Source organism: Roseovarius litorisediminis (assembly GCF_900172295.1).
Taxonomy (GTDB): Bacteria; Pseudomonadota; Alphaproteobacteria; order Rhodobacterales; family Rhodobacteraceae; genus Roseovarius; species Roseovarius litorisediminis.
This window is the reverse complement of sequence record NZ_FWFL01000001.1, coordinates 538,517-563,009: the sequence shown is the minus strand read 5'-3', so window position 1 is coordinate 563,009 and position 24,493 is coordinate 538,517. Positions and strand designations below refer to the sequence as shown.

Annotated in this window: 25 protein-coding genes, 2 tRNA genes and 1 pseudogene; 22 read left to right on the top strand and 6 right to left on the bottom strand. The window is 54.9% G+C overall.

What is annotated here, in order from left to right; all coding sequences use genetic code 11:
- Nucleotides 1-80: 80 nt before the first annotated feature.
- The 5 genes from PEL8287_RS02700 to PEL8287_RS02680 all read left to right on the top strand — a co-directional run bounded on the left by PEL8287_RS02700 (nt 81) and on the right by PEL8287_RS02680 (nt 4,036).
- Nucleotides 81-884: a flagellar motor switch protein FliM gene (locus PEL8287_RS02700; protein ID WP_176228534.1), complete on the top strand. Its 804-nt coding sequence runs from the start codon at nt 81-83 to the stop codon at nt 882-884.
- Entirely contained in the window at nt 856-1,098 is a 243-nt protein-coding gene (locus PEL8287_RS19695; RefSeq protein WP_139837669.1) for a hypothetical protein, read from the top strand. The genes PEL8287_RS02700 and PEL8287_RS19695 overlap by 29 nt, the downstream gene beginning before the upstream one ends.
- A 177-nt stretch (nt 1,099-1,275) precedes the next feature.
- Entirely contained in the window at nt 1,276-1,599 is a 324-nt protein-coding gene (locus tag PEL8287_RS02690) for a TraR/DksA family transcriptional regulator (protein WP_085890792.1), read from the top strand.
- Between the two features lie 94 nt (nt 1,600-1,693).
- Nucleotides 1,694-1,903: a hypothetical protein gene (locus tag PEL8287_RS02685; RefSeq protein ID WP_085890791.1), complete on the top strand. Its 210-nt coding sequence runs from the start codon at nt 1,694-1,696 to the stop codon at nt 1,901-1,903.
- A 78-nt stretch (nt 1,904-1,981) separates the two neighbouring features.
- Complete coding sequence (locus tag PEL8287_RS02680; RefSeq protein ID WP_085890790.1) at nt 1,982-4,036, top strand: enoyl-CoA hydratase-related protein; 2,055 nt, start codon at nt 1,982-1,984, stop codon at nt 4,034-4,036.
- Nucleotides 4,037-4,044: 8 nt separating this feature from the next.
- Here the strand turns inward: PEL8287_RS02680 and PEL8287_RS02675 are convergent, their stop codons facing one another.
- Nucleotides 4,045-4,260 carry a hypothetical protein gene (locus PEL8287_RS02675; protein ID WP_085890789.1) on the bottom strand — a complete coding sequence of 72 codons (216 nt, stop codon included), beginning with the start codon at nt 4,258-4,260 and terminating at the stop codon, nt 4,045-4,047.
- Between the two features lie 157 nt (nt 4,261-4,417).
- On the opposite strand from PEL8287_RS02675, the gene PEL8287_RS02670 reads away from it, so the two are divergent.
- Nucleotides 4,418-4,675 (top strand): DUF2312 domain-containing protein, encoded by a 258-nt coding sequence (locus PEL8287_RS02670; protein WP_085890788.1) that lies wholly within the window; start codon nt 4,418-4,420, stop codon nt 4,673-4,675.
- A gap of 9 nt (nt 4,676-4,684) precedes the next feature.
- Here the strand turns inward: PEL8287_RS02670 and PEL8287_RS02665 are convergent, their stop codons facing one another.
- Complete coding sequence (locus tag PEL8287_RS02665; protein ID WP_085890787.1) at nt 4,685-5,560, bottom strand: hypothetical protein; 876 nt, start codon at nt 5,558-5,560, stop codon at nt 4,685-4,687.
- 168 nt (nt 5,561-5,728) lie between these two features.
- Here PEL8287_RS02665 and PEL8287_RS02660 point away from each other — a divergent pair.
- Nucleotides 5,729-5,804 (top strand) — tRNA-Thr (locus PEL8287_RS02660).
- A gap of 183 nt (nt 5,805-5,987) precedes the next feature.
- A pseudogene (locus PEL8287_RS20525) lies at nt 5,988-6,512 on the top strand (tyrosine-type recombinase/integrase); the annotation flags it as partial.
- A gap of 258 nt (nt 6,513-6,770) precedes the next feature.
- On the opposite strand, the gene PEL8287_RS02650 reads toward PEL8287_RS20525, so the two are convergent.
- Complete coding sequence (locus PEL8287_RS02650) at nt 6,771-7,010, bottom strand: hypothetical protein (RefSeq protein WP_085890786.1); 240 nt, start codon at nt 7,008-7,010, stop codon at nt 6,771-6,773.
- A 5-nt stretch (nt 7,011-7,015) separates the two neighbouring features.
- Nucleotides 7,016-7,669, bottom strand: coding sequence for an alpha/beta hydrolase (locus tag PEL8287_RS02645; protein WP_085890785.1), 654 nt, complete (start codon nt 7,667-7,669; stop codon nt 7,016-7,018).
- Between the two features lie 157 nt (nt 7,670-7,826).
- Here PEL8287_RS02645 and iscR point away from each other — a divergent pair, with 157 nt between their 5' ends.
- The 13 genes from iscR to PEL8287_RS02585 all read left to right on the top strand — a co-directional run bounded on the left by iscR (nt 7,827) and on the right by PEL8287_RS02585 (nt 18,130).
- Complete coding sequence (iscR, locus tag PEL8287_RS02640) at nt 7,827-8,288, top strand: Fe-S cluster assembly transcriptional regulator IscR (RefSeq protein WP_085890784.1); 462 nt, start codon at nt 7,827-7,829, stop codon at nt 8,286-8,288.
- Nucleotides 8,289-8,457: 169 nt separating this feature from the next.
- A complete protein-coding gene (locus PEL8287_RS02635; protein ID WP_235862164.1) occupies nt 8,458-9,444 on the top strand; it encodes a cysteine desulfurase family protein in 987 nt (328 codons plus the stop codon).
- Nucleotides 9,445-9,459: 15 nt separating this feature from the next.
- Nucleotides 9,460-10,983: a Fe-S cluster assembly protein SufB gene (gene sufB, locus PEL8287_RS02630; protein WP_085890783.1), complete on the top strand. Its 1,524-nt coding sequence runs from the start codon at nt 9,460-9,462 to the stop codon at nt 10,981-10,983.
- On the top strand, nt 10,976-11,218 hold the full coding sequence (locus PEL8287_RS02625; RefSeq protein ID WP_085890782.1) for a hypothetical protein: 243 nt from the start codon (nt 10,976-10,978) through the stop codon (nt 11,216-11,218). The genes sufB and PEL8287_RS02625 overlap by 8 nt, the downstream gene beginning before the upstream one ends.
- A 1-nt stretch (nt 11,219) precedes the next feature.
- Complete coding sequence (locus tag PEL8287_RS02620) at nt 11,220-11,825, top strand: hypothetical protein (protein WP_085890781.1); 606 nt, start codon at nt 11,220-11,222, stop codon at nt 11,823-11,825.
- A gap of 35 nt (nt 11,826-11,860) precedes the next feature.
- The gene (sufC, locus tag PEL8287_RS02615) at nt 11,861-12,616 is read left to right on the top strand and encodes a Fe-S cluster assembly ATPase SufC (RefSeq protein ID WP_085890780.1); all 756 of its coding nucleotides are present in this window, start codon (nt 11,861-11,863) and stop codon (nt 12,614-12,616) included.
- Complete coding sequence (gene sufD, locus PEL8287_RS02610) at nt 12,616-13,902, top strand: Fe-S cluster assembly protein SufD (RefSeq protein WP_085890779.1); 1,287 nt, start codon at nt 12,616-12,618, stop codon at nt 13,900-13,902. Before sufC ends, sufD begins: the two co-directional genes overlap by 1 nt.
- Nucleotides 13,902-14,384 (top strand): YIP1 family protein, encoded by a 483-nt coding sequence (locus tag PEL8287_RS02605; RefSeq protein ID WP_085890778.1) that lies wholly within the window; start codon nt 13,902-13,904, stop codon nt 14,382-14,384. The genes sufD and PEL8287_RS02605 overlap by 1 nt, the downstream gene beginning before the upstream one ends.
- Nucleotides 14,384-14,980, top strand: coding sequence for a Yip1 family protein (locus tag PEL8287_RS02600; RefSeq protein WP_235862130.1), 597 nt, complete (start codon nt 14,384-14,386; stop codon nt 14,978-14,980). The genes PEL8287_RS02605 and PEL8287_RS02600 overlap by 1 nt, the downstream gene beginning before the upstream one ends.
- A 1-nt stretch (nt 14,981) precedes the next feature.
- The gene (locus tag PEL8287_RS02595) at nt 14,982-16,202 is read left to right on the top strand and encodes a cysteine desulfurase (RefSeq protein WP_085890776.1); all 1,221 of its coding nucleotides are present in this window, start codon (nt 14,982-14,984) and stop codon (nt 16,200-16,202) included.
- 114 nt (nt 16,203-16,316) lie between these two features.
- Nucleotides 16,317-16,448 carry a hypothetical protein gene (locus PEL8287_RS20425; RefSeq protein WP_268877792.1) on the top strand — a complete coding sequence of 44 codons (132 nt, stop codon included), beginning with the start codon at nt 16,317-16,319 and terminating at the stop codon, nt 16,446-16,448.
- A gap of 146 nt (nt 16,449-16,594) precedes the next feature.
- Nucleotides 16,595-16,671 (top strand) — tRNA-Arg (locus tag PEL8287_RS02590).
- An 844-nt stretch (nt 16,672-17,515) separates the two neighbouring features.
- The gene (locus PEL8287_RS02585; RefSeq protein ID WP_085890775.1) at nt 17,516-18,130 is read left to right on the top strand and encodes a Hint domain-containing protein; all 615 of its coding nucleotides are present in this window, start codon (nt 17,516-17,518) and stop codon (nt 18,128-18,130) included.
- Nucleotides 18,131-18,273: 143 nt separating this feature from the next.
- Here PEL8287_RS02585 and PEL8287_RS02580 read toward each other — a convergent pair whose 3' ends face one another.
- Together PEL8287_RS02580 and PEL8287_RS02575 are read right to left on the bottom strand one after the other, a co-directional pair.
- Entirely contained in the window at nt 18,274-18,873 is a 600-nt protein-coding gene (locus PEL8287_RS02580) for a nucleotidyltransferase family protein (protein WP_085890774.1), read from the bottom strand.
- 77 nt (nt 18,874-18,950) lie between these two features.
- Nucleotides 18,951-21,371 (bottom strand): GcvT family protein, encoded by a 2,421-nt coding sequence (locus tag PEL8287_RS02575; protein WP_085890773.1) that lies wholly within the window; start codon nt 21,369-21,371, stop codon nt 18,951-18,953.
- Between the two features lie 603 nt (nt 21,372-21,974).
- Here PEL8287_RS02575 and PEL8287_RS02565 point away from each other — a divergent pair.
- On the top strand, nt 21,975-24,404 hold the full coding sequence (locus PEL8287_RS02565; protein ID WP_085890771.1) for a GcvT family protein: 2,430 nt from the start codon (nt 21,975-21,977) through the stop codon (nt 24,402-24,404).
- Nucleotides 24,405-24,493 lie beyond the last annotated feature (89 nt).

Here is a 24,493-nt window from a genome sequence, read left to right as displayed (position 1 = left end):
CCAAGATGGAAACGCAAGAAACAGATTCAGTTATTCATCGCAAAGCGCGGTTTGCGCGCGACGGGTTTGACGCCCGTGCGATGTCGCCGGCAAAAGCATTTCGCTTGGCATTGGCCAAGGCAAGCGATGGGTTGTTTGGTCTTGCCGTTACGGTGACCACGATCGAGCAGGTTCAACTGAAACATGCCGACATCCAAAAAGAGATGGGCGAAAATTGCCTGTTGATATTACTTGATGGAAATGGCGGAAGGCGGGGGGTGTTGCAGTTTGACCTCCACCTTTTGTCAGCTTTGATCGAAGTCCAGACCATGGGTAAAGTCAGCACACGAGAACCTAATCCACGGTCGGTAACGCGCACCGATGCAGCAATTGTCGCGCCATTGGTAAATGCCTTGATGCCGGGGTTCGACAAGCAAATGGCGTCGGCCTGTGATGACTTCGTGCAAACGGGTTTTGTGTTTGGCGACATGGCAGAAGATGCGCGGGCTGTATCCTTGGCACTGACCGCCCCATCTTTTGATCTATTCAGAATTTCCGTCGATATTGAGGATGGTTCGAAATCGGGGTGTCTTTCGATATTAATTCCATCCGTGCCAAAAACTACTGCGGATAGCGGTAAGATTAAAACTTCGGGTTCGGACGCCAATAGTCTTGGGCAGAACGCTATGAATGCCCCGGTGACGCTAGACGCTGCTATGGCCCGGATATCGGTGCCTTTAAACGAGATTTGTACGTTTAAAACCGGGCAGAAAATTCCGCTGCCTGCTGACAGCCTTCGCGAAACATTGCTGTTGGGATCAAAAGGTCATGTCGTTTCTGAAGTTAATTTGGGGCAGTTGAACGGGATGGCGCGCCGTGCGTTTCGTTTCTGGCGAAGCCGCTGATGAAACAAGTGCGATCGGAAGGTTCAGTACACCTGCTCAGAAAACTGGTGACAACTCAAAAATAACTTCTGGCGAAGGGGACAAACCTGGAACAGCGAATGAATTGCCTGAAGAGTCACCGTTGGGTCACGCCACGGATGGCAAGTTGACGCTGAATGCGGTCGATCTCAGGGAAACATCGGGCGAGACGCAAGGCCTTTCTGAAAACATCTGAATGCCCGGAAATTTCTAATGTCGTGATAACACCGGCTGATGACTTCAGTGGTTTTTGCCAGCATGAAATCAACCAAGCCCATCTGCTGTGGCCTTTGTTGCGGACAAACCTGTTGACCTGCGTCAAAGTCAATCTGAAACCCTTGTGCAACTATGCATCTGTAGATGGAGGATGACTATGCAATCAAATTCGAAATATCGCGCAATGCTGCTGTCAAGATTGGCGGAATTGGATCAACGCCTTCACCATATCGAAGCGGAGTTGGATGAGCCGAATTCAAAGGATTGGGAAGAACTGGCAGTCGAACGCGAAGGGGATGAGGTGCTTGAGCAACTCGGCCATTCCGGTCAGGCAGAGATCGCCAGGATTCGCGCCGCCCTTCAACGCCTGCGCGATGGAAGCTACGGTGAATGCGCCCGTTGCGGCGAGCGGATTTCTGTTGAACGCCTTGACGTTTTACCCGACACGCCTCTGTGCAAATCTTGTGCGGCAATGGCTTAGCGCTTCATTTTCGATGACATTAAAATCCCGTATGGCGGGATTTTAATGTCAAAAATGAAATGTTATAGTTGAATGACCAGTCAGGAGATCAACGATGACAAATACACAAACTCAGTTAGAGCGCTTACATCGCCAGATTGAACAGGAAACTCCTGAGAAGCGTTTTCGGTTTCAACCAAAGCTTCATCACCTAATCACGACGATGAACAAAAAAGGTGAAAAAATCCCGGCACGGACCAAGCGTTTGCATGAAAAACTGTTGGAAGAGGCGATAGAAGCCCAGTTCGATAACATGCCGGTTTGATTTGACGTCCGCAATATCAGGCTTGTCCTTGTGACCTGAGCAAAATTCCGTAGTAATTGTACGGGAATTGATAGATTTGTGGGGACGGTTTTGGTTGAAGAGGTGCATTCCAGGCGCCAGAGCGGCGTTACAGTGATCACACTGGATCGGCCTGTGGCAAATGCTCTAGCCCCGGCTTTGCGCCTGGCGCTGGATTCCCAGATACGTCAGGCGATAGAGGATAGTAACTCTTGCGCGATTGTTCTGACCGGCGCAGGAAATCTGTTTTCCACTGGTGTCGATATCACGGAATACGACAGGCAATTGGCTTCCCCTTGGGTCGGCGACTTATGCAGCCTGATTGAGAACAGTGAAAAACCAGTTGTCGCTGCAATACATGGGTCGGCAGTTGGGGCGGGGTTCGAATTGGCCCTGGCCGCTCATGCCCGCGTTGCCAGGACAGGTTCAAAGATAGCCTTGCCTGATGTGGGATTGGGTTTGACACCCGGTGCTGGCGGAACACAGCGGTTGCCCAGGTTAGTAGGCGCCCAGGCGGCGCTTGAATTGATGTTATCCGGCCAATTGGTGGATGTTTCCGAACCACGCCTGAGGGGGGTTTTTGATCGCACTACTGACCAGAATCCTGAAGACGATGCTATCGATCTGGCCCTACTGCTGGCGGAAAGTGGTAAATGGAGCCGAACAAAGGATTGTGATCGGGGTTTCTCGGATCCGGAAAGATATCAAAACGCGATAGCATTTATAAAAAGCAAGCTGTCGGCAAGCACTGGTGCTGAATCGGATATTGTAAAATGTGTCGAGGCAGCTCTTTTGTTACCCTTTGAAAGCGGATTGTCGTTTGAGAGTGCTATTTTCCAAGACCGCATCAAGTTACCCGAAGCACGGGCGCTGCGCCATGTTTTTACATCAGAACGCAGGGCAGCCATCATGCCGGAACTGGCAACGGGCCGGGCTGCAGAGGTACATGATATCTGTTTTCTGGGGGCTGGGACGAATGAGTTTGAGTTGATATGCGCCTGCCTTGAACGTGGTAAAAACGTACATCTTTACGATGTGAATTTGGACGCCGTAAACGCGAAAATTGCGGGTATACACTCGATTTATGACACGGCTGTTTCGCGCAAGGTGTTATTACCCCAGGCATGCAAGGAACAGCTGGCGCGATTATCTGCCTCTACAGAGCGATCCAGCATGAAAGAGGCCCAGTTAATATTCGATTCAGGCAAAATAGCCGCTCAGGAAATATTTGCTGATGAAAATCAGGCGGCTTGGGTCATCCTCAACAGCGATTTCGACCTGGCCAGGCGCGCTCGGGAAACCGGGATCAATGAGCAGGCTGTGGGTTGCCGGATTTACAGTCCTATCAACAAGTCCAGACTGGTCGAGCTAACGGTTCCGGCTGGGTGCCCGGCCGATGCCGTCGCAACCGCTGACATGGTTTTCAACGCGATGGATATGACTGTCGTAAGATCGGCGCCCGTTACGGGTGGACCCGGATATGCCATGATTTTGGCGCTCTATCAGTCTGCTTTGAAGCTGGTTGATGCAGGAGTTCGACCGTTAGACGTTGATAAATCGGTAAAGCGACTGGGGTTTTCCCAAGGTGCTTTTCAGATGATTGACCGCGACGGTCTTCAGCTTGTTCGCGACCGCATAAATCAGGTTCAGAGATCGCGTGCCTTTGATGGTTTGCATCCTGACAATTTGCTGGACCGGCTGATAAATGCCGGAGCTGCTGGTCGAGCGGCCGGACAAGGTTTTTATCTTTATCGGGACGACAGGGTTCACCCGATCCCCGAGTTGAATGACTGTAACCCGGCGGGCGTGTCGCCGATCATCAGAACTGTAGGGCCTGAACAGGCCATACTTGCCGCTCTTGTGAACGAGGCCGTACGCCTTTTGCAGGGCGGGGTCGTTCAGCGCGCTTCCGATCTGGATGTGCTGATGGTCAAAGGCTATGGTTTTTCCGGGCCGCGCGGCGGCCCCTTGTTTCAAGCAGACGTTTTGGGCCTATCTGCCATTTTGAAGAATTTACGACTGCTTCAACCGCTTTCTGCAGGCCTTTGGACGCCCGACCCCTTGATTGAGAGCATGGTCAAGAACGGGGAACGTTTTTTTGGGCGGGTCAACTGATCTACGGTTTATGCCAAAAGAATTCCAAGCACGACAAGCATCAGCCCGATCACTGACAAAAACAAAGAGCCCATGTTCAGCGGTACGACCTTTTGAATGGTGGCCTTTAGCTCTTCATCGCGAAGACCGGCGTTTCGGGCCTTCCAGACGCGTATAATGCACCAAACAAGGCCTGCAAGCCCGGCCAATGATACACAAGCGCCCAGCCAAACCAGATATTCCATGGAGCTTCTCCCGGTGACGATGATCCGTGCTGTTTCGCCTAGTCGATGTCGTAAAGGACTGCAAGGCAGAGACGGGGGGTGAAATAGATTGGAAGTATCTTGCAGCGAACCTGACAGCCGGGTAGTCAAGGATTTCCACGAACCGGAGGCCCCCCCAATGAACGATACGATCTCTGACGCCAGCTACCGTGTAACTGCAGATGAACTGCGCCAGTTCATCGAACGCTATGAACGGTTGGAGGCCGAGAAAAAAGATATCGCTGAGCAGCAGAAAGAGGTCATGGCCGAAGCCAAGGCCCGCGGTTATGATACCAAGGTGTTGCGCAAGGTCATCGCATTACGCAAGCGCGACAAAGACGATATAGCCGAGGAAGAAGCTGTACTTGAAATGTACAAAGAAGCCCTGGGGATGTAGCAACTCACCTTATGGCATGATGACGTTTACGCCCGGTAATTGTTGAATTGCGGCGATATCGTCATCATAAACCTCTGTCAGTTGGGCGATCAATCCCTCGGTCCATCCAGGTATGTTCACCTCGATTTCAAAGGTGGTATCCTCGGCAAATTTGTCCAGAAACGCGGCGATGACACGCCGTTTCTGGATTTCACTCAGGTTCGGGTGCGCCGCAAGATATGCCTCAAACCGCTTCATGCCGACATCGCTCAGGATCTCGGACAGCAGAGAAAATTCACCTGCAATGTCTACTGTGGGGTCTACACCCGATAGTTCCCGAAGGACTTGCCCCCAGATCAGTGGCGTATCTTCATTGCACCAAACAGTCATTGCGATATCCGGGAACGCGGCACGCAGACGCTCGAATAGCCCAGACCAGCGCATTGATGTCGGCTCGGCGCCACGCAGGTAATCCGCCAGGTTATCGAAAGGTGTTTGTTCAAATATGGCCGGTAGAAAAGTTGCCGGGTTGCATATGGCCATGAAAAGCTCAATTTCATCATTTGGAAAGATTTGTTGCAGCAGATCCAGCCGGGATTCAGCGGCATTATAGAAAACACCCGCAGAGGCCGACATTTTTGGCGATCCGAAAAAACTGGCATTGGACAAGACCAATCTGTCGGTGTCTTCGCCGTTCATGACAGCACTCAGAATCTCGTCGCGCGCCTTGGGATCAATGCCGGTTTTGTCCCCGTCGTGGATGACATCCCGGATCAGTTTTCGATATGTCCTGGGACTGGGCAGGCTTGTTCCGTATTTTGCCAGATCCCGACTGTTCGCGGTCAGGCAATTGATAAGCCTGTCCTCGTCAGTCATATGCGCGCCTGCGTGAAGAACGATTTGCATCTGCCTCTGAACCCTATCGATAGCCGACCACCAATATACGGTCTTTCCGTGCTGTTTAAACTGCTTTCACGTGTTGTGTGCTGTAGGCCCGACGCTGAAGAATCTTTATCCCATTACATAAGATTTCGGCTTGAAGTGTTTTAAGTTAATGCGTATCCAAGCGCGCGTGCCCCTATAGCTCAGCTGGTAGAGCAACTGATTTGTAATCAGTAGGTCCGCGGTTCGAGTCCGTGTGGGGGCACCATTTTCCAATTTAAAGAAGTCCGGAGACATCCGATTCATCCTTGTTTATAAGGATATCCAGAAACGAGATTGTCCAGAGACGGTTTCTACCATCCAGTGAAATAACTCCAGATTAGGGGTGCCCTTGGGGGGATTTTGAAAACGGAATAAACACGGTACCCCCAGCAGGTCGTTAAGTGACAACAAGATTCGAAGCCTGAAGCCTAAAGAGAGGCTCTATCAGGTCTCGGATTTTGATGGTTTGTTTGTCGTTGTGAACCCCAACGGGCCCAAACTTTGGCGATTGAAATATTGACGGGATGGCAAGGAAAAGCTTTTGTCGATTGGGCCTTATCCGGCGATCAGCTTACAGCAAGCCCGTCAGGCGCGCGATACGGCACGTTCCCAAATTGCGGCTGGTGGTGATCCGTCGGAGTCCAAACAGGAAGAAAAGCGGATCAGGCGCGAGGCGCAGGATCAGACTTTTCAGAAGGCGGGCGAGGCGTTTCTGAGAAAGCAACGTAAAGAGGGTAAGTCTGAAGCCACATTGTCAAAGACGGCTTATCACCTGAAATTGGCAAACAAGGAATTTGGACGCAAAGCGATAACCGAGATTACAGCCCCAATAATCCTGCGATGCCTGCGGAAAGTTGAGGCTAAAGGAAATTACGAAACAGCACATCGCCTGAGCGCTCGCATCGGTTCGATTTTTCGCTATGCCGTGGCCCGTGGCATTGCTGAGCTCTGTCGCGGTGAAGGCATATCGCAGGGCGTCTTTTACAAATGGTCCAAAGACTTCATGGAAGCGGGGTAGAGACGGCTGGCAGGCGACACAGCAATGACCCGCAAACCGGCCTGGTTTCGGGGCGTAATCAACACGGTTCCACAGCGCTGAAATGTTGCCCGCTCACCTGCACCGGGCCGCCTGAGTACATAGGCCGGTGCGTCTGGTAATTCCCTCAACGCTGCTTCCAAATTTCGCTGCAGGTCAGTCTGCGCCGCCAGCCTGTTTGGCCTTGAACGCTTTTGCACGCTCGACCAGGAGGGCCTTGGCCTTCAGGTTCGCGCGTCGGACACGGATCGAGGTCAGGAATGCCTCTTCGGCAGTTTGCGACGTAGCGCCCAGCACTTTGACCAGATCGGCGATGATATCCTCGTCGCCGGAGGCGTTGATATATTTGATGGTATCGTTGGCCAGTTCGTCGGCCAGATCTTCGGTGACGCCCATGGGTTTTACCGTGTTGTCTCGGTCAGGCGGCGTTTGACATAGCCGGTGACGTTATTGATCATCGTGTCCATGTAGGGCTCTTCAAAGAAGTGGCCCGATCCTTCGATTTCCTGATGGGTGACGGTGATGCCCTGCTGTTCATGCAGCTTGTTCACCAAGGCAACGGTATCTGCGGGCGGTGCCACGCGGTCATTGGTGCCGTTGATGACCAGCCCCGACGACGGGCAGGGTGCCAGGAAAGAAAAATCGTACATGTTGGCGGGGGGCGAAACGCTGATAAAGCCGGTAATCTCAGGTCGGCGCATCAAAAGCTGCATCCCGATCCAGGCACCGAACGAAAAACCCGCGACCCAGCAATGTTTCGAGTTGTTGTTCATCGACTGAAGGTAATCCAGCGCCGAGGCGGCATCGCTTAGCTCGCCCACGCCCTGATCATATTCGCCCTGAGACCGCCCAACGCCGCGGAAATTGAACCGCAACACGGTGAATCCCATGTTGTAAAAGGCATAATGCAGGTTGTAGACCACCTTGTTGTTCATCGTGCCGCCGAACTGCGGATGCGGATGCAACACGATCGCAATCGGGGCATCTTTTTCTTTTTGCGGGTGGTATCGGCCTTCGAGACGGCCTTCTGGGCCGGGAAAGATAACCTCGGGCATATTATACATGTTTCCTTGTTGGGTGCCGTTGGCGGCATTCTTGACGAAATCGCTCAAGCACCTTAGAACTGTTCTAAGTTTCGGCCGGAGCCGAAGGGGCTGAAAGCGAGATAAGCGCTGTGTTGCGCAACGTCAATCTATTCGCGGGGAAAGAACCATGAAACTGAGCACCAAAGGGCGTTATGCGATGGTCGCACTGGTGGATATCGCGCTGCAGGACGCCGAAACATTGGTGACCCTTGGTGAAATTTCAAAGCGGCAGGATATATCCTTGCCGTATCTTGAGCAGCTTTTTGTGAAACTGCGCCGCGCAGACCTGGTGACATCGGTGCGGGGGCCGGGCGGTGGCTATCGATTGTCGCGACCGACTTCTGAGATTCGGGTTTCCGAAGTGCTGGCGGCGGTGGATGAAACCGTGGATGCGCTGCACAAGGGGGCAGGGGCCTCGGGAGGCGCCAGCGGATCAAGGGCGCAGTCGATGACGAACCGGTTGTGGGAAGGGTTGAGTGCTCAGGTTTATGTCTTTCTGCACCAGACCAGGCTAAGTGATGTTGTCAGAAATACACTGGCCCCGTGCCCGGCGGTGCCGCATCTGTTTGATGTGGTGGACGAAGAATGAGGCGGGCAGGGTTGGCGCTGCCCGTGGCACCGACATGGAACGCCATTACAGGCACAGATGAATGCCTGCGGCGCGAGTATTTCCGGAAAAATGAAAGCCGAGGCCCGCTGTGAACGCCCGGGTCTATCTGGATCATAACGCAACGGCCCCCCTGAGAGCCGAGGCCCGCATGGCAATGACCGCAGCGATGGACCTGGTGGGGAATCCGTCAAGCGTGCATGCCGAGGGGCGTGCGGCGAAGGCGCTGATCGAAAGGGCGCGTGCGCAGGTGGCCGCCGCTTTTGGCGCCCAGGGGGCGGATGTGATTTTTACTTCAAGTGCGACCGAGGCGGCGGCGCTGGCGCTGGCGGGCCGGGGGCTTCATGGAAGTGAGATCGAACACGATGCGGTCGCGGCCTGGGTGGATTGCGATTTGCCCGTGGATAAAACCGGCGCTGTTACGGTGGCAGATCCGGCCCGATCTGTGCTGCAGGTGGCCAACTCGGAAACCGGCGTGATCCAGATTTTTCCTCAGGGGATCGTGTTGAGTGACATGACGCAGGCCTTTGGAAAGATACCGGTGGCGTTCAACGGGTCAGGCTGCCAGATGGCGTTGATTTCGGCACATAAGCTTGGGGGACCCAAGGGCGTAGGCGCACTGGTGGTAAAGCGCGGTACGGAGATTGCCGCGCAGATCAGGGGCGGCGGGCAGGAAATGGGCCGCCGGTCGGGCACCGAGAATGTAATTGGCATCGCCGGGTTTGGCGCGGCTGCAGAGGCGGCGGGTCGTGATCTTGCTGACGGAAAGTGGCACCAAGTAGAAAAACTTAGAAACATTCTAGAATCATCTATTGAGGATTCTGCAAAAGAGACTATTTTTGTCGGGAAATCGGAATCGCGACTTCCCAACACCAGTTGTTTCATTTCAACTGGCTGGAAGGGAGAGACGCAGGTGATGGCGATGGATCTGGCGGGATTTGCCATTTCGGCGGGCAGTGCCTGTTCCAGTGGCAAGGTGCGCGCAAGCCGGGTTTTGCGCGCGATGGGCTATGACGAGGACGAGGCAAGCAGTGCGATCCGCGTGTCGCTGGGCCTTGAGACGACGGAAGACGATATCATGCGCTTTGCCGAAGAATGGCTGAAGTGCAGACAGAAACATCGCGCCCGGGCGGCGTGAAACGAGGAGATTGCCATGGCTGCACTTGATGAACCGCAGGTCAAGGAAGGTGTCGATCAGGAAACGGTTGATGCCGTGCGTGAGGTTGGCGGTGCCTATAAATACGGCTGGGAAACCGATATCGAGATGGAGTATGCCCCCAAGGGCCTGACGCCGGATATCGTGCGGCTGATTTCGTCGAAAAACGAAGAACCCCAGTGGATGACGGATTGGAGACTGGAAGCCTACGAACGCTGGCTGACCAAGGAAGAGCCCGACTGGGCGATGGTGGATTATCCGAAAATCGATTTTCAGGACCAGTATTATTACGCGCGGCCCAAGTCGATGGAGATCAAGCCGAAGTCGCTGGATGAGGTCGATCCGAAACTGCTTGAAACCTACGCCAAGCTGGGCATTCCGCTGAAAGAGCAGATGATACTGGCCGGTGTCGAGGGGGCGGAAGGCGCGCCTGCCGAGGGCCGCAAAGTGGCGGTGGATGCGGTGTTTGACTCGGTCTCGGTCGGGACAACTTTTCAGGCGGAACTGAAAAATGCCGGGGTCATCTTTTGCTCGATCAGCGAGGCCATTCGCGAACATCCCGAACTGGTAAAGAAATACCTTGGGTCGGTTGTGCCTGTCAGTGACAATTTCTATGCGACGCTGAATTCTGCCGTCTTCTCGGACGGGTCGTTTGTCTATGTGCCACCGGGTGTTCGTTGCCCCATGGAACTGAGCACCTATTTCCGGATCAATGCCGAGAACACCGGTCAGTTCGAGCGCACGCTGATCATCGCCGACAAGGGCAGCTACGTGTCCTATCTGGAAGGCTGCACCGCGCCACAGCGCGACGTCAGCCAGTTGCATGCCGCAGTGGTTGAGATCATCATCGAAGAAGACGCCGAGGTAAAATACTCGACCGTGCAGAACTGGTATCCGGGTGATGAAAATGGCAAGGGCGGGATTTACAACTTTGTGACCAAGCGCGCCGATTGCCGGGGCGACCGCGCCAAGGTGATGTGGACGCAGGTAGAAACCGGGTCGGCCGTGACCTGGAAATACCCAAGTTGCATTCTGCGCGGGGACGAATCTCAGGGCGAGTTCTATTCGATCGCTATCGCCAACAATTATCAGCAGGCAGATACTGGCACCAAAATGATCCACTTGGGTAAGAACACCCGCAGCCGGATCGTGTCAAAGGGCATCAGCGCGGGACATGCGCAGAACACCTATCGCGGGCTGGTATCGATGCACCCAAAGGCCAAGGACAGTCGGAATTACACCCAGTGCGACAGCCTGCTGATCGGCGACAAATGCGGGGCGCATACGGTGCCCTACATCGAGGTCAAGAATAACTCGAGCCGGGTCGAGCACGAGGCGACAACGTCAAAGGTGGATGACGACCAGATGTTCTATTGCCGTCAGCGCGGCATGGACGAGGAAGAGGCCGTGGCACTGGTGGTCAACGGCTTCTGCAAGGACGTGCTGCAGGCGTTGCCGATGGAATTTGCCATGGAAGCACAACAGCTGGTGGCGATTTCGCTGGAGGGTTCCGTTGGCTAATGCTCCGCAACCGCTGGCACGCAGAATTGCTGCGGTTCTTCCCTTTGCGCTGCCCGTTCTTGGCGGGATGGTGGGAATTTTCCATGTGAATACCACGGCGCATGGAAACCCACTGATTGGGGTTGTCCTCGGGGCACTGGCCGGTTGGGCCCTGGCGTTTCTCATCGTTAAGGTTTTGGAAAACAGGTCTTTTGGACGCGATTTGCAAACAGATAAAGATCAGGGGCCGGATTAAGATGACTGCGGCGGCGACCATTTCCCGGCCTGAGATGATCATGCCCGAGGCCGAGGCCAACGCCTTGCGCGTGGCTTATGCTGCGGCGGATGTCATTCTGGAATATGGGGCGGGCGGTTCAACGATCATGGCCGCCGAAATGCCAGGCAAGCGGATTTTTTCGGTCGAAAGCGACAAGGACTGGGCGATGATGATGCGCGACTGGTTCGCGCAAACAGCACCGGCAAAAGACACGCAGGTCGACGTGATTTGGGCCGATATCGGGCCAACCAAGGCCTGGGGCCATCCGGTGGATCACAGCGGCTGGCAGCAATACGCCCGTTATCCGCTGGGTGTTTGGAACCTGCCCGAGTTTCTACAGCCCGACGTGGTGCTGGTGGACGGGCGGTTTCGCCCCGGCTGCGCCATAGCGACAGCCCTGCGCACCACCAAACCGGTGACCATGCTGGTGGACGACTATAAACGCCGTAAGCAATACCACCGAATTGAGAGTTTCCTGGGCGCACCCCGACGCCTGATTGGCCGCATGGCCGAGTTTGAAGTGACCCCGATGCCGGTTCCGGCGGACAGGTTGTTGAATATTATCGAGATGATGACACGGCCCTGAGCCGCGTTTAAAATGCAAGCACGAGGAAGAAATAAATGTTGGAAATCAAAAACCTGCACGTCGATCTTGAAGAAGAGGACAAAACGATCCTCAAAGGCGTGAACCTGAGTGTCGAGGCGGGCAAGGTGCATGCGATCATGGGGCCCAATGGCTCGGGTAAGTCGACACTGTCCTATGTGTTGTCCGGGCGCGATGGTTATAAGGTTACTGATGGGGCGGCGACGCTGGAAGGTCATGACCTGCTTGACATGGAACCTGAAGAGCGGGCCGCGGCAGGGCTTTTTCTGGCATTCCAGTATCCTGTGGAAATTCCCGGTGTGGGCAATATGACGTTTCTGCGCACCGCCGTTAATTCGCAACGCAAGGCGCGCGGCGAAGAAGAAATGAGCGCGACGGATTTCCTGAAAATGGTGCGCGAAAAGGCCAAAACCCTGAAGATCGATGCCGATATGCTGAAGCGCCCGGTAAATGTGGGCTTTTCCGGTGGTGAGAAAAAGCGCAACGAGATCCTGCAGATGGCGGTGCTTGAGCCCAAGATGTGCATTTTGGATGAAACCGATTCAGGGTTGGATGTGGACGCGATGAAACTGGTGGCCGAAGGCGTGAACGCGCTGCGCAGCGAAGGTCGTGGATTTTTGGTTATTACGCATTATCAAAGGCTTCTGGATCATATTAAACCTGATGTAGTGCATATTATGGCCGATGGCCGGATCGTCAAAACCGGCGGGCCGGAGCTGGCGCTTGAGGTTGAAAACAACGGGTATGCTGACATTCTGGCAGAGGTGGCATAATGGCGATTGCGCGAAAGAAACTGGACGCAACCCAGGAAAGGCTTGCCAATGTTGTTCCGCCAAAGGGTGCCGCCTGGGCCGATGCGATACGGGGGGATGCCCTTGAACGCCTGCGCGCAATGGGCCTGCCGGACCGGCGCGATGAATATTGGAAATTTACCCGCCCGGATAGCCTGACACAGCAAGATGTGCCCGAGGCAGCGCTTTTTGATAACGACGAAGCCCCTTTGTTCGATGCGGTGGACCGTCTGAAGATTGTTTTCGTTGATGGTGTCTTTGACGAAGACGCCAGCGATGACCTGAGCCTTGAGGGCGTCACGATTGAACGTCTTTTTGGGGCTGGGCAGGCTGATATCCATTGGGCCAAAGACATTTACGGCGCGTTGGAAAAACGGGGTCAAAACCCGGTTGATCGCCCTTTGGCCGCGCTGAATACTGCGTTGGCAACCGATGGTGTCCTGATCCATGTGACGGGTAATGCCAGCAAGCCAATCCACCTGATTTATAGACATAAATCAGTAAGTTCAGATGCGATCTTGCACCATGTTGTCAAGCTGGACAAAGGCGCCAGCCTGACATTGCTTGAAAACGGTCCGGCTGCTGCGCGTTTCAACAAGGTCATGGAAATCGACGTAGGCGATGGCGCCGCCTTTCACCATGTGCGTGCGCAGGGCCGTGATCATGAACGCCGGGCGGTCACGCATATTTTTGCTCGGCTTGGGGCCGAAAGTGCGTTCAAATCCTTTACCATGACCGCCAATGGTGTGCTGACCCGTAATGAATGCGTGATCGAACTGGCGGGTGATGATGCTATCGCACATGTGGCAGGTGCCGCCATGGGCGACGGCGATTTCCACCATGATGACACGGTGTTCATTACCCATGATGCCGAGCGATGTGAAAGCCGCCAGGTTTTCAAAAAGGTTCTGCGAAACGGGGCAACGGGTGTGTTTCAGGGCAAGATTTTGGTCAAGGCCGGGGCGCAGAAAACTGACGGCTATCAGATCAGCCAATCACTTTTGCTGGACGACGACAGCCAGTTTCTGGCGAAGCCAGAACTTGAGATTTATGCCGATGATGTGGCCTGCTCGCACGGTAGTACCTCGGGGGCGATAGACGAAGAGGGGCTGTTTTACCTGCGTGCCCGCGGTGTGCCAAAAAGCATCGCAACCGATCTGCTGACACTGGCCTTTCTGGCCGAGGCCGTGGACGAAATCGAAGATGAAGGCCTGCGTGCGGACATCGTGGGCCGGCTGGAAGGCTGGCTGACACGCAGGCGCGGCTGATGCCTGTCACCCGCGATATAGCAGCCACCTATCGGGGGCCGCGCCGGGTTATGCGCCGACTGTTGCAGATGGGGCCACGCGAGGACAGGGCGTTGGTGATCCTGCTGGCCGGGTGTGCCGTGGTGTTCATCGCGCAGTGGCCGCGTCTGGCGCGTGAGGCGCATCTGACAGGGCAGGAATTGAACCCGCTTTTGGGCGGCACTCTGTTGGCATGGATATTTATCGCACCTTTGATCATGTATGCGCTGGCGCTGGTCAGTCATTGGCTGGCGCGGGCGATTGGCGGAAAGGGCACCGGCTTTGGCGCGCGGCTGGCGTTGTTCTGGTCCTTTCTGGCCGCTAGCCCGCTTGTCTTGCTGCATGGGCTGGTGGCAGGGTTCATCGGCCCCGGCCCGGCCCTGCAACTGGTCGGTGTGATCTGGTGTGCGATCTTTCTTTGGTTCTGGATATCGGCCCTGCGTGAAGCGGAATGGAGCGTGTGATGACACCACCTGATTTCAAGGCTCTGCTGGTGCAGTCGCTGCTGACGCCGAAAGACGCGGCGCGACAACTGATAGCCTTTAACCTGTCGCGACGCTGGCTGTGGATGGCATTGGCGCTGATGACGGTGCTGAATGCGATTGTCTATTCCGTGTCGATCCGGCTTTCGCCACCTGTGGCAGGTACGGATGGCGTGGCGTTTGTTCCACTGTTTCATTCTCCGTTCTTGTTCACGATGCTTCTTTTTGGGGCCCTTGTTATTACGGTGTTTACGCTGCAGTGGATTGGGCAGAGGATCGGGGGCAAGGCTAGGCTAGGCGATATTCTGGTGTTGCTGACATGGATGCAGGTGTTACGGCTGCTTTTACAGATTGGCGTTGCCGTGCTTATGCTTCTGGCGCCAATGTTGGCGGTGTTGTTGGTACTTATCAGTAGTTTTTGGGGTATCTACATACTGGTAAATTTTGTGGATGCGGCCCATCAGTTTGATAGCAAGCTCAAATCAGTGGGGGTTATTATCCTGGCGGTTTTTGCGATAGCCGTTGGCATGGCAATCATTCTAACAACAATTGGCCTGGCCGTTATGGGAGCCTCGTGACATGCTGGATGTTGAAAAAATTCGTGCGGATTTTCCCATTCTCAGCCGCGAAGTGAATGGCAAACCGCTGGTGTATCTGGACAATGGTGCCTCGGCCCAGAAACCGCAGGTGGTGATTGATGCGATCACTCATGCCTATAGCCACGAATACGCCAATGTTCACCGTGGCCTGCATACTCTGAGTAACATTGCCACCGAGAAATACGAAGCTGTACGCGGAATCATTGCCCGTTTTTTGGGTGTTTCCGATGAGGAACAGATTGTTCTCAATTCGGGAACAACCGAGGGCATCAATATGGTCGCCTATGGCTGGGCCATGCCGCGCCTGAAAGCGGGCGACGAAATTTTGCTGTCGGTGATGGAACATCACGCAAATATCGTGCCCTGGCACTTTCTGCGTGAACGGCAGGGCGTGGTCCTGAACTGGGTCGATACCGATGCCAGTGGGGTGCTGGATGCCCAAAGGGTGATCGACGCCATCACGCCCAAAACAAAACTGATTGCCATTACCCATCTGTCCAATGTTCTGGGCACCAAGGTGGATGTCAAAACCATTTGTGACGCAGCGCGCGAACGTGGCGTGCCGGTTCTGGTGGATGGCAGTCAGGGGGCCGTGCATATGCCCGTGAACGTGGATGAAATCGGCTGCGATTTTTATGCCATCACCGGTCACAAGCTTTACGGCCCCTCAGGCTCGGGTGCGATCTTTGCCCGCAAGGAACGGATGGCCGAAATGCGCCCCTTCATGGGCGGCGGTGATATGATTCGCGAGGTTTGCAAGGACCGCGTCAGTTATAACGATCCGCCAATGAAATTTGAGGCAGGCACCCCGGGAATCGTGCAAACAATTGGCTTGGGTGTTGCACTTGAGTACATGATGGAGATCGGAATGGAGGCGATTGCCGCGCATGAAGACGACCTGAGCAGCTATGCCCAAACCCGCCTGAGCGGGTTAAACTGGCTGAATGTGCAGGGTAATGCACCGGATAAGGCGGCGATATTTTCGTTTACCATGCAAGGCGCCGCCCATGCTCATGATATCAGTACAATCCTTGATAAAAAGGGCGTTGCGGTGCGGGCAGGACACCATTGTGCCGGGCCCTTGATGGAGCATCTGGGTGTGACCGCCACTTGTAGGGCGTCTTTTGGAATGTACAACACGAAGGCCGAGATAGACGCGCTGATTGACGCGCTGGAGCTGGCTCATGAACTATTTGGCTGATTCTGTGATAAAGTTTCGGCCTTGGCGGGAACACGCTTAGTATAACCTGCCAATCGACATAACGTTATTTTTGTTGTTATGGTGATTCTGTCTGCAATCAACTGGAGTAAAACCATGAAGATACTTTCTCTTATTGCCATCCTGATGTCCGGTATGGTCCTGTCCGCCTGCGCTCAGCAAGAAGAGCCCGCACCGATGGTAGTGGAGCCTGAGCCCGTGTATGACAAATACGGCAATCCCGTCTGATTCAGACATATAATCAAGAATTGAAAGCAGGGTCCGGACTAGTCCGGGCCCTGCTTGCGTTTTAGAATCTGAGCCGTTTGGACGTTACATATTTTGAAATTCCCGATTGCGTGGCCTGTCCCACGCCGCTATACCGCCCGCCACAGGCACCTGTAGCTCAGCTGGATAGAGCGCTGCCCTCCGAAGGCAGAGGCCAGAGGTTCGAATCCTCTCAGGTGCGCCATATTACTGCCCCGTATTTGCATGGCTCCAAACCACACAGAAGCAGATACGAAACACCTTAAAATCAATTTGTCACAGGCAGCTAATCCCTGCAGGGGTATTACATTATGGAGCTCAGGAAGATTAGCCGGAAATTTAAGGCGACCTAGAATCATACGTTTCCGGATTCGCCACGATCAACCAAAATACATTTAATTGAACACAATTTAAGGTTTTAGCGGTTCGACGATAAACTTTTTTCCCACGAGATTTTGTGAGGAAATGGCATGTCAGAAGTCAAAACCAAAATACCTCCTAAGGTTGTTGTTCCCCGCTAATCATTTTGCGAAAATGTCTAAATAGAAAAGAATAACCATGTCGTCGTATAGGCGAAAAATGAAAAAGTTCGCGCTATGAATGTAAATTAACGTTTGGTGACAGAGCGAGTTATCGTGAATGTGCGACAACACAAGGTTGAACGGCGAAAAATTTTCCTTGGAGCAGGATTTGTCATTCGATATGAAAGTAGTCGCCCTTCTGGGGGTGCGATTTGTAAGAAAATCGACCGCGTTACATCAACTGGATGCGTTTGAAATCAGGTTGGTGTAACGCGGATGACATTCACAAGGCGGAGGCTTCGGCGCGTATAGTGTGCATGGCCAATGTTCAATGTGTTGCCATTGGTTGGATAAAGATCGCTCGTGTACCTGCAGATTTCCAGGCGGGATATTTGAATGAATTCGCGTCGTATTTGTGGCGTTCGTCCTGGATCTGATGTCGTTGTGTTGGAGTAAAGAGGATTTGGCAATGGTTGGCTGGAAATTAGATCGCAGGCTTTCTTTCACTTCGGTCACGCTGGGGGCTTCATGATTGGGCTCACCACACGTAATCCATCAGAGGATGTCGTTGCCAGTGCGTTCATTGCAACGCCACGCGGAGAGTGCCCTCTTGAGGAATTGAAAATTGGTGATCGGATTATAACCCGGGACAATGGGCTGCAGAAAATCTGTTGGGTCGGCCGCCGTGATCTGACAGCCCAGGACCTGTCGGCGCAGCCACATCTAAAGCCTGTTCTGATCCGGGCCGGCGCGCTTGGAAATGGGTTGCCCGAGAGCAATATGCTGGTCAGCCCGCAGCATCGCTTTTTAATTCACAACGAAAAAGCTGGGGCGCTGGACGTTGAAACCGAAGTTCTGGCTGCAGCCAAACATCTGGTTGGCATCCAAGGCGTCGACGTCATTGAAGCGCGCCAGGCAAGTTACATCCTTTTCATGTTCGAACAGCACGAGGTTATCCTGTCAAACGGCACCTGGACCGAATGTTTCCAGCCCGCTGAAAAGGTTGTGGATGGTATGGGAGCGGAGCAGCGCAAAGAGATTTTTGCGCTTTTCCCGTCCTTGCATGAAACCAATGGAGTCAAAGCCTACCAAGAAACGCGCCAGTCCTTTGACCAGAATAGAGCGAAAATGTTGGTGAAATGATGTTATGCAGCAGACTGGTGCACATTGCGCACCGGTCCCCCGAAATCGGGTGGGGGGGTTGATCCGATTTCAAGAAACAATCCCGGCGTAATTGCCGGGATTGTTTTCGTTTTATCCCGGTGAAACAAACCGCAGTCCGCGCATCAACGCTTGCTTTTCTGGCGCCAGTCTGCCCACGCTTCCGGGGTGTCCAGATCGAGTGTAGCTCGGTCATCCGGAAGAGCAAAAGCGACGACTCTTTCGCCTTGCAGAAGGTCGCGGGCGCCGGTGTCGCCCTGCAATTGTGTCAACTTGAAAAATAAGCGTTTGGGAAAAATCACCGGGTGGCCAGGGGTGTCCGCAGCATCGGTGGCACGAAGGATGTGATCATTTGCAAAGGCGTGCATCATCGCTTTCAGATCGGACGTTTGCAGGTTTGGCATATCAGCCGGAAGGATCATCAGGCCCCTGACCGTCAGTGATTTGGCCCACTCTGCACCTGCCCGAATTGACGCGGCCATGCCTTCGGATGCCTTTTGAACGGTAACGATATCAAGCCGGTCATCAACTGCCGTCCTGAGGGCTGCTAACCGATCCGGACGATTGGGGGGCAGGGCAACCAATACCGGTGCGCCGGTACCCAATGCCATCCTTACTTGCCTTAGCAACAGGGGTTGGCCATCGACCTGTTCCAATAATTTATCGCGCCCCTCCATCCGCAAAGACGCACCTGCTGCAGGGATCAGAATGGCTATTTCAGTCATTTTTATCCTTTCATTGCAGCACTATAGAGCAAGAGGCCAACCTGTATGCGCGAAGGCGGTTGACAAGCATCCGATCGCTAGCTGCGCATGTGGTCACCTTCAGGATCGAGCAGGGGATCACTGATCAGTGTAGCCGGGCGCATCTGCCCAAGAATTTCGATCTTGGCGGTCAGAGTGCTGTATTCGGCAGCCTCGGCCAGGTCTCGTGGAATCAGGCCAAGGGCGATGGATTTCTTTGCATGGTGCGAATACCCGCCCGAGGTGCAGAACCCCTGCACCTTACCGTCGATCCAGATCGGCTCGTAGCCATGTGCGTCGGCATCAAGGGCGTCCACTTCGAACGCCACCAGCTTGCGTTCCGAGCCGCTTTCACGTTCGGCTGAAGCGGCGGCACGGCCGATGAAATCTGTTGTCTTGTCAAAGCGGATAAACCGGTCCATTCTGGTTTCACCTGGGGTGTAGTCGGGCGAAAATTCACTCAGCCAAGAGCCAAAAAACCGGTCCAGACGCAGGGACATCATTGCGCGCATGCCGAAGGGCTGAATGTCGTAGGCATGTCCCTCGCGCATCAACACATCCCAGAGGGCGCGCTGTGACATTGGATCGCAATAGATTTCGTAACCCAGGTCGCCGGTGTAGCTGACGCGCTGGATCAGGCAGTCGACCATGCCGATCGTGGCGTGGCGCAGATCCATGAACTTCATGTCGCCCACTTTGTCACGTGTACAGGCCACCAGCACTTCACGCGCCCATGGACCAGCAATCTGAAATCCGTTCAACCGGTCACTGATGTTCTCGACCGCTACATCCTCGGCCTCGTTCATCTGGAACCAGCGCATGTGATAGGCCTGCGCACCATACGAGGCCGTCAGCTGAAACGCCTCGGCGCCCAGACAACTGACAGTGAAATCACCTATCAGGCGCCCCTTGGGGCTTAGCATTGGGGTCAGGGATACGCGACCCGGCCTGGGGATGCGCCCAGCCATGATCCGGTCAAGCCAGCCCCGGGCATTGGGGCCGGTGACAAGGTATTTGCCAAAGTTATGGACTTCGTTGATGCCCACGCTTTCGCGCACGGCGCGGACCTCACGTGCGGTGGCCTCCCATGCATTCGAGCGGCGGAAAGACGGCGTTTCGTATCGCGGTTCATCCTCTTCCGCAAAGTAGTTCACCACTTCCAGCCCGTATTGCTGACCCCAGACTGCCCCCATCTTGTCAAAGACATCATACATTGGTGTCTGGCGGAAGGGGCGCGCGGCGGGCAGTTCTTCATTGGGGTAGGCGACGCTGAACCGTTTCTGGTAGTTCTCAATCACCTTGGGGCGGGTGTAGCCTGGCGTGATCCAGTCGCCAAAGCGGGCCACGTCCATCGCGGTCACATCACGCTCACATTCGCCCTCAATCATCCACTGTGCCAGCATCAGACCGACACCACCACCCTGGCTGAACCCGGCCATGACACCGCACGCGCTCCAATAGTTGCGCAGGCCCGGCACCGGCCCGACCAGTGGGTTACCATCCGAGGCAAAAGTGAACGGCCCGTGGATCACAGATTTGACTCCGGCCGCCTCCAGTACAGGAAAGCGGCGATAGGCAAACTCGATGCTGTCTTCGATCTTGTCCAGATTGTCAGGTAGCAGCTCATGACCAAAATCCCAGGGCGTGCCGTCGACAGCCCAGGGCTTGCAGGGTTGTTCGTAAAAACCGATGCACAGGCCGCGCCCCTCTTGCCGCAGATAGGATTCACCCGCCGGATCCATCACATGCGGATGCTCCTCGTCGCGTTCGTAGATTTCGGCAATATCATCGGTGACTATATATTGATGCTCCATCGGGTGCAGGGGCACATAGATACCCGCCATGGCGCCCACTTCGCGGGCCCACAGGCCACCGGCATTCACGACATGCTCTGCGTGGATGGTGCCTTTGTCTGTCACCACATCCCAGGTGCCGTCCGGGCGCTGGTTGGTTTCAATAACCTTGCAGTGTGTTTCAATCGAGGCCCCGCCCATACGTGCGGCCTTGGCATAGGCATGGGTGGTGCCTGACGGGTCCAGGTGGCCATCAAGCGGATCATAGAGCGCGCCCAGAATACCGTCGGTGTTGGTGATCGGTGCGATCTTTTTGATCTCGTCTGGTGTCACGATATGGGTATCCAGCCCCATGTAGCGGTGCTTGGCCCGTTCAGCCAACAGCATATCGAAACGGTCCTGGTTGTCGGCCAGAGTCACACCACCGACATGGTGCAACCCGCAGGACATGCCGGTGATCTCTTCCAGTTCCTTATAGAGCTTGATCGTATAGCCCTGCAGCGCCGCCATGTTGGTGTCGCCATTGAGCGTATGAAACCCGCCCGCAGCGTGCCAGGTCGAGCCGCTGGTCAACTCAGAGCGCTCGATCAGCATCACGTCAGACCAGCCCAGTTTGGTCAGGTGATACAGCACCGAACAGCCAACGACACCGCCGCCGATCACTGCCACACGCGTTGTGGTTTTCATGCAAACCCCTCCTTTGATTGACGCCCTTACCGTGAACGCCTTGGGCAAAAACGCATGTCGAAATGCGACAAATACAGTCGTTTCCCTTGGTCTAGCTGATTTCACCCCAAGGGTTAACAAAAGATTAACAAGCGGCCAGGACAGGATTTTATAAGGCCGCTTTTGCCATGATCCATCCATTTGTTCGAATCTTTATGACAATTGCCTGCCTGCATTTTTCCGCTTCATATTCCATGGCCGATCCGGGGCAGATGGCATTAAACCCAACGCCCACACAGCGTTTGCAACACCTAAGCGAGCCGCACATCATCAACGCGGCCTGTTGCAAGACTTGCCGCAAGGGCAAGGCTTGCGGTGACAGCTGCATCAGCCGCAACAAAACCTGCCGCAAGAGCAGCGGCTTTGCCTGCGACGGGTGATCCCCGCCAATCTGCCCATTGGAAACCGATACCCACTAAAATCACCACCCTGCCGCAAAGCTAAATATCCTGTCGGAAAAGAAGATGACATTTGTACTGGCGCGACGGAACATGTCGGGAACCGGCAATACCTCTGTCAGATTTGGCATAAGGGTGGGCCAACATTCAGCCAAGGGAAGATCCCATGAAGACCCATGCACAGGCAGTCGTAATCGGCGGCGGCGTTATCGGATGCTCGATCCTCTATCACCTAACCAAACTGGGCTGGACCGATGTTGTCCTGCTGGAGCGTAACGAACTGACGTCAGGCTCAACCTGGCACGCAGCAGCCAACATCCATGGCCTGCATGACAGCGCCAACATCAGCCGTCTGCAGCACTATACGATGAACCTCTACAATTCTCTTGAAGAGGAAACCGGCCAGTCCTGCGGCGTTTTCCAGCCAGGTTCGCTCTATCTGGCGCAGACCGAAGCGCGCGAACATCAACTGAAGCTGCAGGCCGCCAAGGCCAAACTCTATAATATGAACTTCTCCGAGATTACCCGCGACCGCGCCGAGGAATTGCACCCGCTGGTCAATTTCGACGGTATCCGCTGCATCATGTGGGAACCCGATGGCGGTAATGTCGATCCCTCGGGCGTGACCAATGCCTATGCTGTCGGTGCACGTCAGCGCGGCGCCGAGATTCACCGCTTTACACCGGTGACCGGGACCAAACAGAAGCCCGATGGCACCTGGACGGTCGAAACCCCCAAGGGCAATATCGAAACCGAATGGGTGATCAATGCCGCCGGTCTATGGGGGCGTGAGGTGGCCGCACTTGCAGGCATAGAATTGCCCCTGCAACCCACCGAGCATCAGTATTTCGTGACCGAGACCATCGCCGAGATTGACGCGATGGACCGTCGCCTGCCGTCTGTGGCTGACCGCGACGGCGAATATTACCTGCGTCAGGAAGGCAAGGGCCTGCTGATCGGCGCCTATGAACAGGACATGAAATTCTGGGCGGAAAACGGAACACCTCTTGATTTTGCCCATGACCTTTTTGCCGACGATCTCGACCGGATCATGGAAAATGTCATGCGCGCAATGGACCGGGTACCTGTGGCCGCAGAGGCGGGCGTCAAGCGTGTGATCAACGGCCCGATGATCTGGTCGCCTGACAGCAATGTCATCCTTGGCCCCGTGCCTGAACTGAAAAACTACTTTGTCTGCGGCGGCATTATCCCCGGATTCAGCCAATCCGCAGGCATGGGCCTGATGGTTGCGCAATGGCTGACCACAGGCGAAATGGAATACGACATGTTCCCGTGGGACATCGCCCGCTTTGGCCTTTGGGCTAATAACAAGGATTTTGTCAAGGCCAAGGTGCAGGACCAGTATGCCCACCGTTTTGCCATCCACTATCCGAACGAAGAGCGCGCCGCAGGCCGCCCGCTGCGCACGCGTCCTGTCTACGAGATGCAGAAGGAAATGGGCGCGGTGTTTGGGCTCAACTACGGCTGGGAGCACCCGCAATGGTTCGCCGGTGAGGCCGGTGCCAAGGATACAAACGGCTTTACCAGGCAGAACTGGTGGGGGCCTGTGGGCGAGGAATGCAAGATGCTACGTGAACGCGCGGGCATCATCGACATCTCGAACTTTGCCAAATACCGCTGCAAGGGGCCAGGGGCCTCGGATTGGTTGAATTCGGTCTTTGCCAATCGCATGCCCAAAGGCATCGGGCGGTCCTGTCTGACACCGCTGATTGGCGTACGTGGCGGCATCGCAGGCGATGCCACTGTCACCCGTGTGGCCGAGGATGAATTCTGGATCGTCAGTTCAGGCATGGCCGAGCGCTATCACAAACGCTTTTTTGATGCGGTGCCGCTGCCCGAGGGTACGACGTTTGAATCCCATACCGAGGCGATGTGCGGCTTTAACGTGGCCGGGCCCAAATCGCGCGAGTTGCTGCAGCGCCTGACCAACGCATCGCTGGCCACCGAAGATTTCCCCTTCATGCGGTCGCAACAGATCGAACTGGCTGGCGTCAAATGTCTGGCGTTGCGGGTTTCGTTCACCGGCGATCTTGGGTGGGAGTTGCACTGCGCAACCGAGGATCAGCTTCGTCTCTACGAAGCTCTGATCGAGGCCGGGAAGGATTTCGGAGCAGGTCCGGTTGGCGGGCGGGCGCTGATGTCGATGCGGGTCGAAAAAGGGTACGGCTCTTGGTCCCGCGAATATAGCCCTGAATATTTTCCGCACGAAGTTGGCTTCGACATGCTGTGCAAGATGGACAAAGAGTTTCTTAACAAAGCAGCTGCTCAGGAAGCAATGTCCAAACCCACCCGCGAAAACCTTGTGCTGATCCACATCGACGAGGATGCTGTGAATGCCTCAAACGCCGACGCGACAGGTGGCGAGCCGATTTTTAAAAACGGCAAAGGCATTGGCCGCGTTACATCGGGCACCTACGGTTACACGGTCGGCATGTCATTGGCGCTTGGCTATGTCCGAACCGGAACAGCTGCGCCAGGTGATGAGGTTGAAGTGATGGTGCTGGGCCAACCCCACAAGGCCCGTATTCTTCACGAGCCGCCATTTGATCCCAAAGGCGAAAAGCTCCGCGCGTGATTAAATGCCCCGGTCCAAAACCGGGGCATTTTCATTTGAGATGCATGGTAACGTGTCGAAACATTCATTGGGATTGGCACCACTGTTTT

Excerpts from the sequence above, each read along its gene's own strand:
- PEL8287_RS02585 (WP_085890775.1), top strand. The coding sequence starts at position 17,516 with ATGATTGGGCTCACCACACGTAATCCATCAGAGGATGTCGTTGCCAGT.
- PEL8287_RS02685 (WP_085890791.1), top strand. The coding sequence starts at position 1,694 with ATGACAAATACACAAACTCAGTTAGAGCGCTTACATCGCCAGATTGAA.
- iscR (WP_085890784.1), top strand. The coding sequence starts at position 7,827 with ATGAAACTGAGCACCAAAGGGCGTTATGCGATGGTCGCACTGGTGGAT.
- PEL8287_RS02580 (WP_085890774.1), bottom strand. The coding sequence starts at position 18,873 with ATGACTGAAATAGCCATTCTGATCCCTGCAGCAGGTGCGTCTTTGCGG.
- PEL8287_RS02565 (WP_085890771.1), top strand. The coding sequence starts at position 21,975 with ATGAAGACCCATGCACAGGCAGTCGTAATCGGCGGCGGCGTTATCGGA.
- PEL8287_RS02635 (WP_235862164.1), top strand. The coding sequence starts at position 8,458 with ATGGCAATGACCGCAGCGATGGACCTGGTGGGGAATCCGTCAAGCGTG.
- sufC (WP_085890780.1), top strand. The coding sequence starts at position 11,861 with ATGTTGGAAATCAAAAACCTGCACGTCGATCTTGAAGAAGAGGACAAA.
- PEL8287_RS02675 (WP_085890789.1), bottom strand. The coding sequence starts at position 4,260 with ATGGAATATCTGGTTTGGCTGGGCGCTTGTGTATCATTGGCCGGGCTT.
- PEL8287_RS02595 (WP_085890776.1), top strand. The coding sequence starts at position 14,982 with ATGCTGGATGTTGAAAAAATTCGTGCGGATTTTCCCATTCTCAGCCGC.
- PEL8287_RS20425 (WP_268877792.1), top strand. The coding sequence starts at position 16,317 with ATGAAGATACTTTCTCTTATTGCCATCCTGATGTCCGGTATGGTCCTG.
- sufD (WP_085890779.1), top strand. The coding sequence starts at position 12,616 with ATGGCGATTGCGCGAAAGAAACTGGACGCAACCCAGGAAAGGCTTGCC.
- PEL8287_RS02650 (WP_085890786.1), bottom strand. The coding sequence starts at position 7,010 with ATGGGCGTCACCGAAGATCTGGCCGACGAACTGGCCAACGATACCATC.
- PEL8287_RS02670 (WP_085890788.1), top strand. The coding sequence starts at position 4,418 with ATGAACGATACGATCTCTGACGCCAGCTACCGTGTAACTGCAGATGAA.
- sufB (WP_085890783.1), top strand. The coding sequence starts at position 9,460 with ATGGCTGCACTTGATGAACCGCAGGTCAAGGAAGGTGTCGATCAGGAA.
- PEL8287_RS02665 (WP_085890787.1), bottom strand. The coding sequence starts at position 5,560 with ATGCAAATCGTTCTTCACGCAGGCGCGCATATGACTGACGAGGACAGG.
- PEL8287_RS02620 (WP_085890781.1), top strand. The coding sequence starts at position 11,220 with ATGACTGCGGCGGCGACCATTTCCCGGCCTGAGATGATCATGCCCGAG.
- PEL8287_RS02600 (WP_235862130.1), top strand. The coding sequence starts at position 14,384 with ATGACACCACCTGATTTCAAGGCTCTGCTGGTGCAGTCGCTGCTGACG.
- PEL8287_RS02700 (WP_176228534.1), top strand. The coding sequence starts at position 81 with ATGTCGCCGGCAAAAGCATTTCGCTTGGCATTGGCCAAGGCAAGCGAT.
- PEL8287_RS02575 (WP_085890773.1), bottom strand. The coding sequence starts at position 21,371 with ATGAAAACCACAACGCGTGTGGCAGTGATCGGCGGCGGTGTCGTTGGC.
- PEL8287_RS02645 (WP_085890785.1), bottom strand. The coding sequence starts at position 7,669 with ATGCCCGAGGTTATCTTTCCCGGCCCAGAAGGCCGTCTCGAAGGCCGA.
- PEL8287_RS02690 (WP_085890792.1), top strand. The coding sequence starts at position 1,276 with ATGCAATCAAATTCGAAATATCGCGCAATGCTGCTGTCAAGATTGGCG.
- PEL8287_RS02605 (WP_085890778.1), top strand. The coding sequence starts at position 13,902 with ATGCCTGTCACCCGCGATATAGCAGCCACCTATCGGGGGCCGCGCCGG.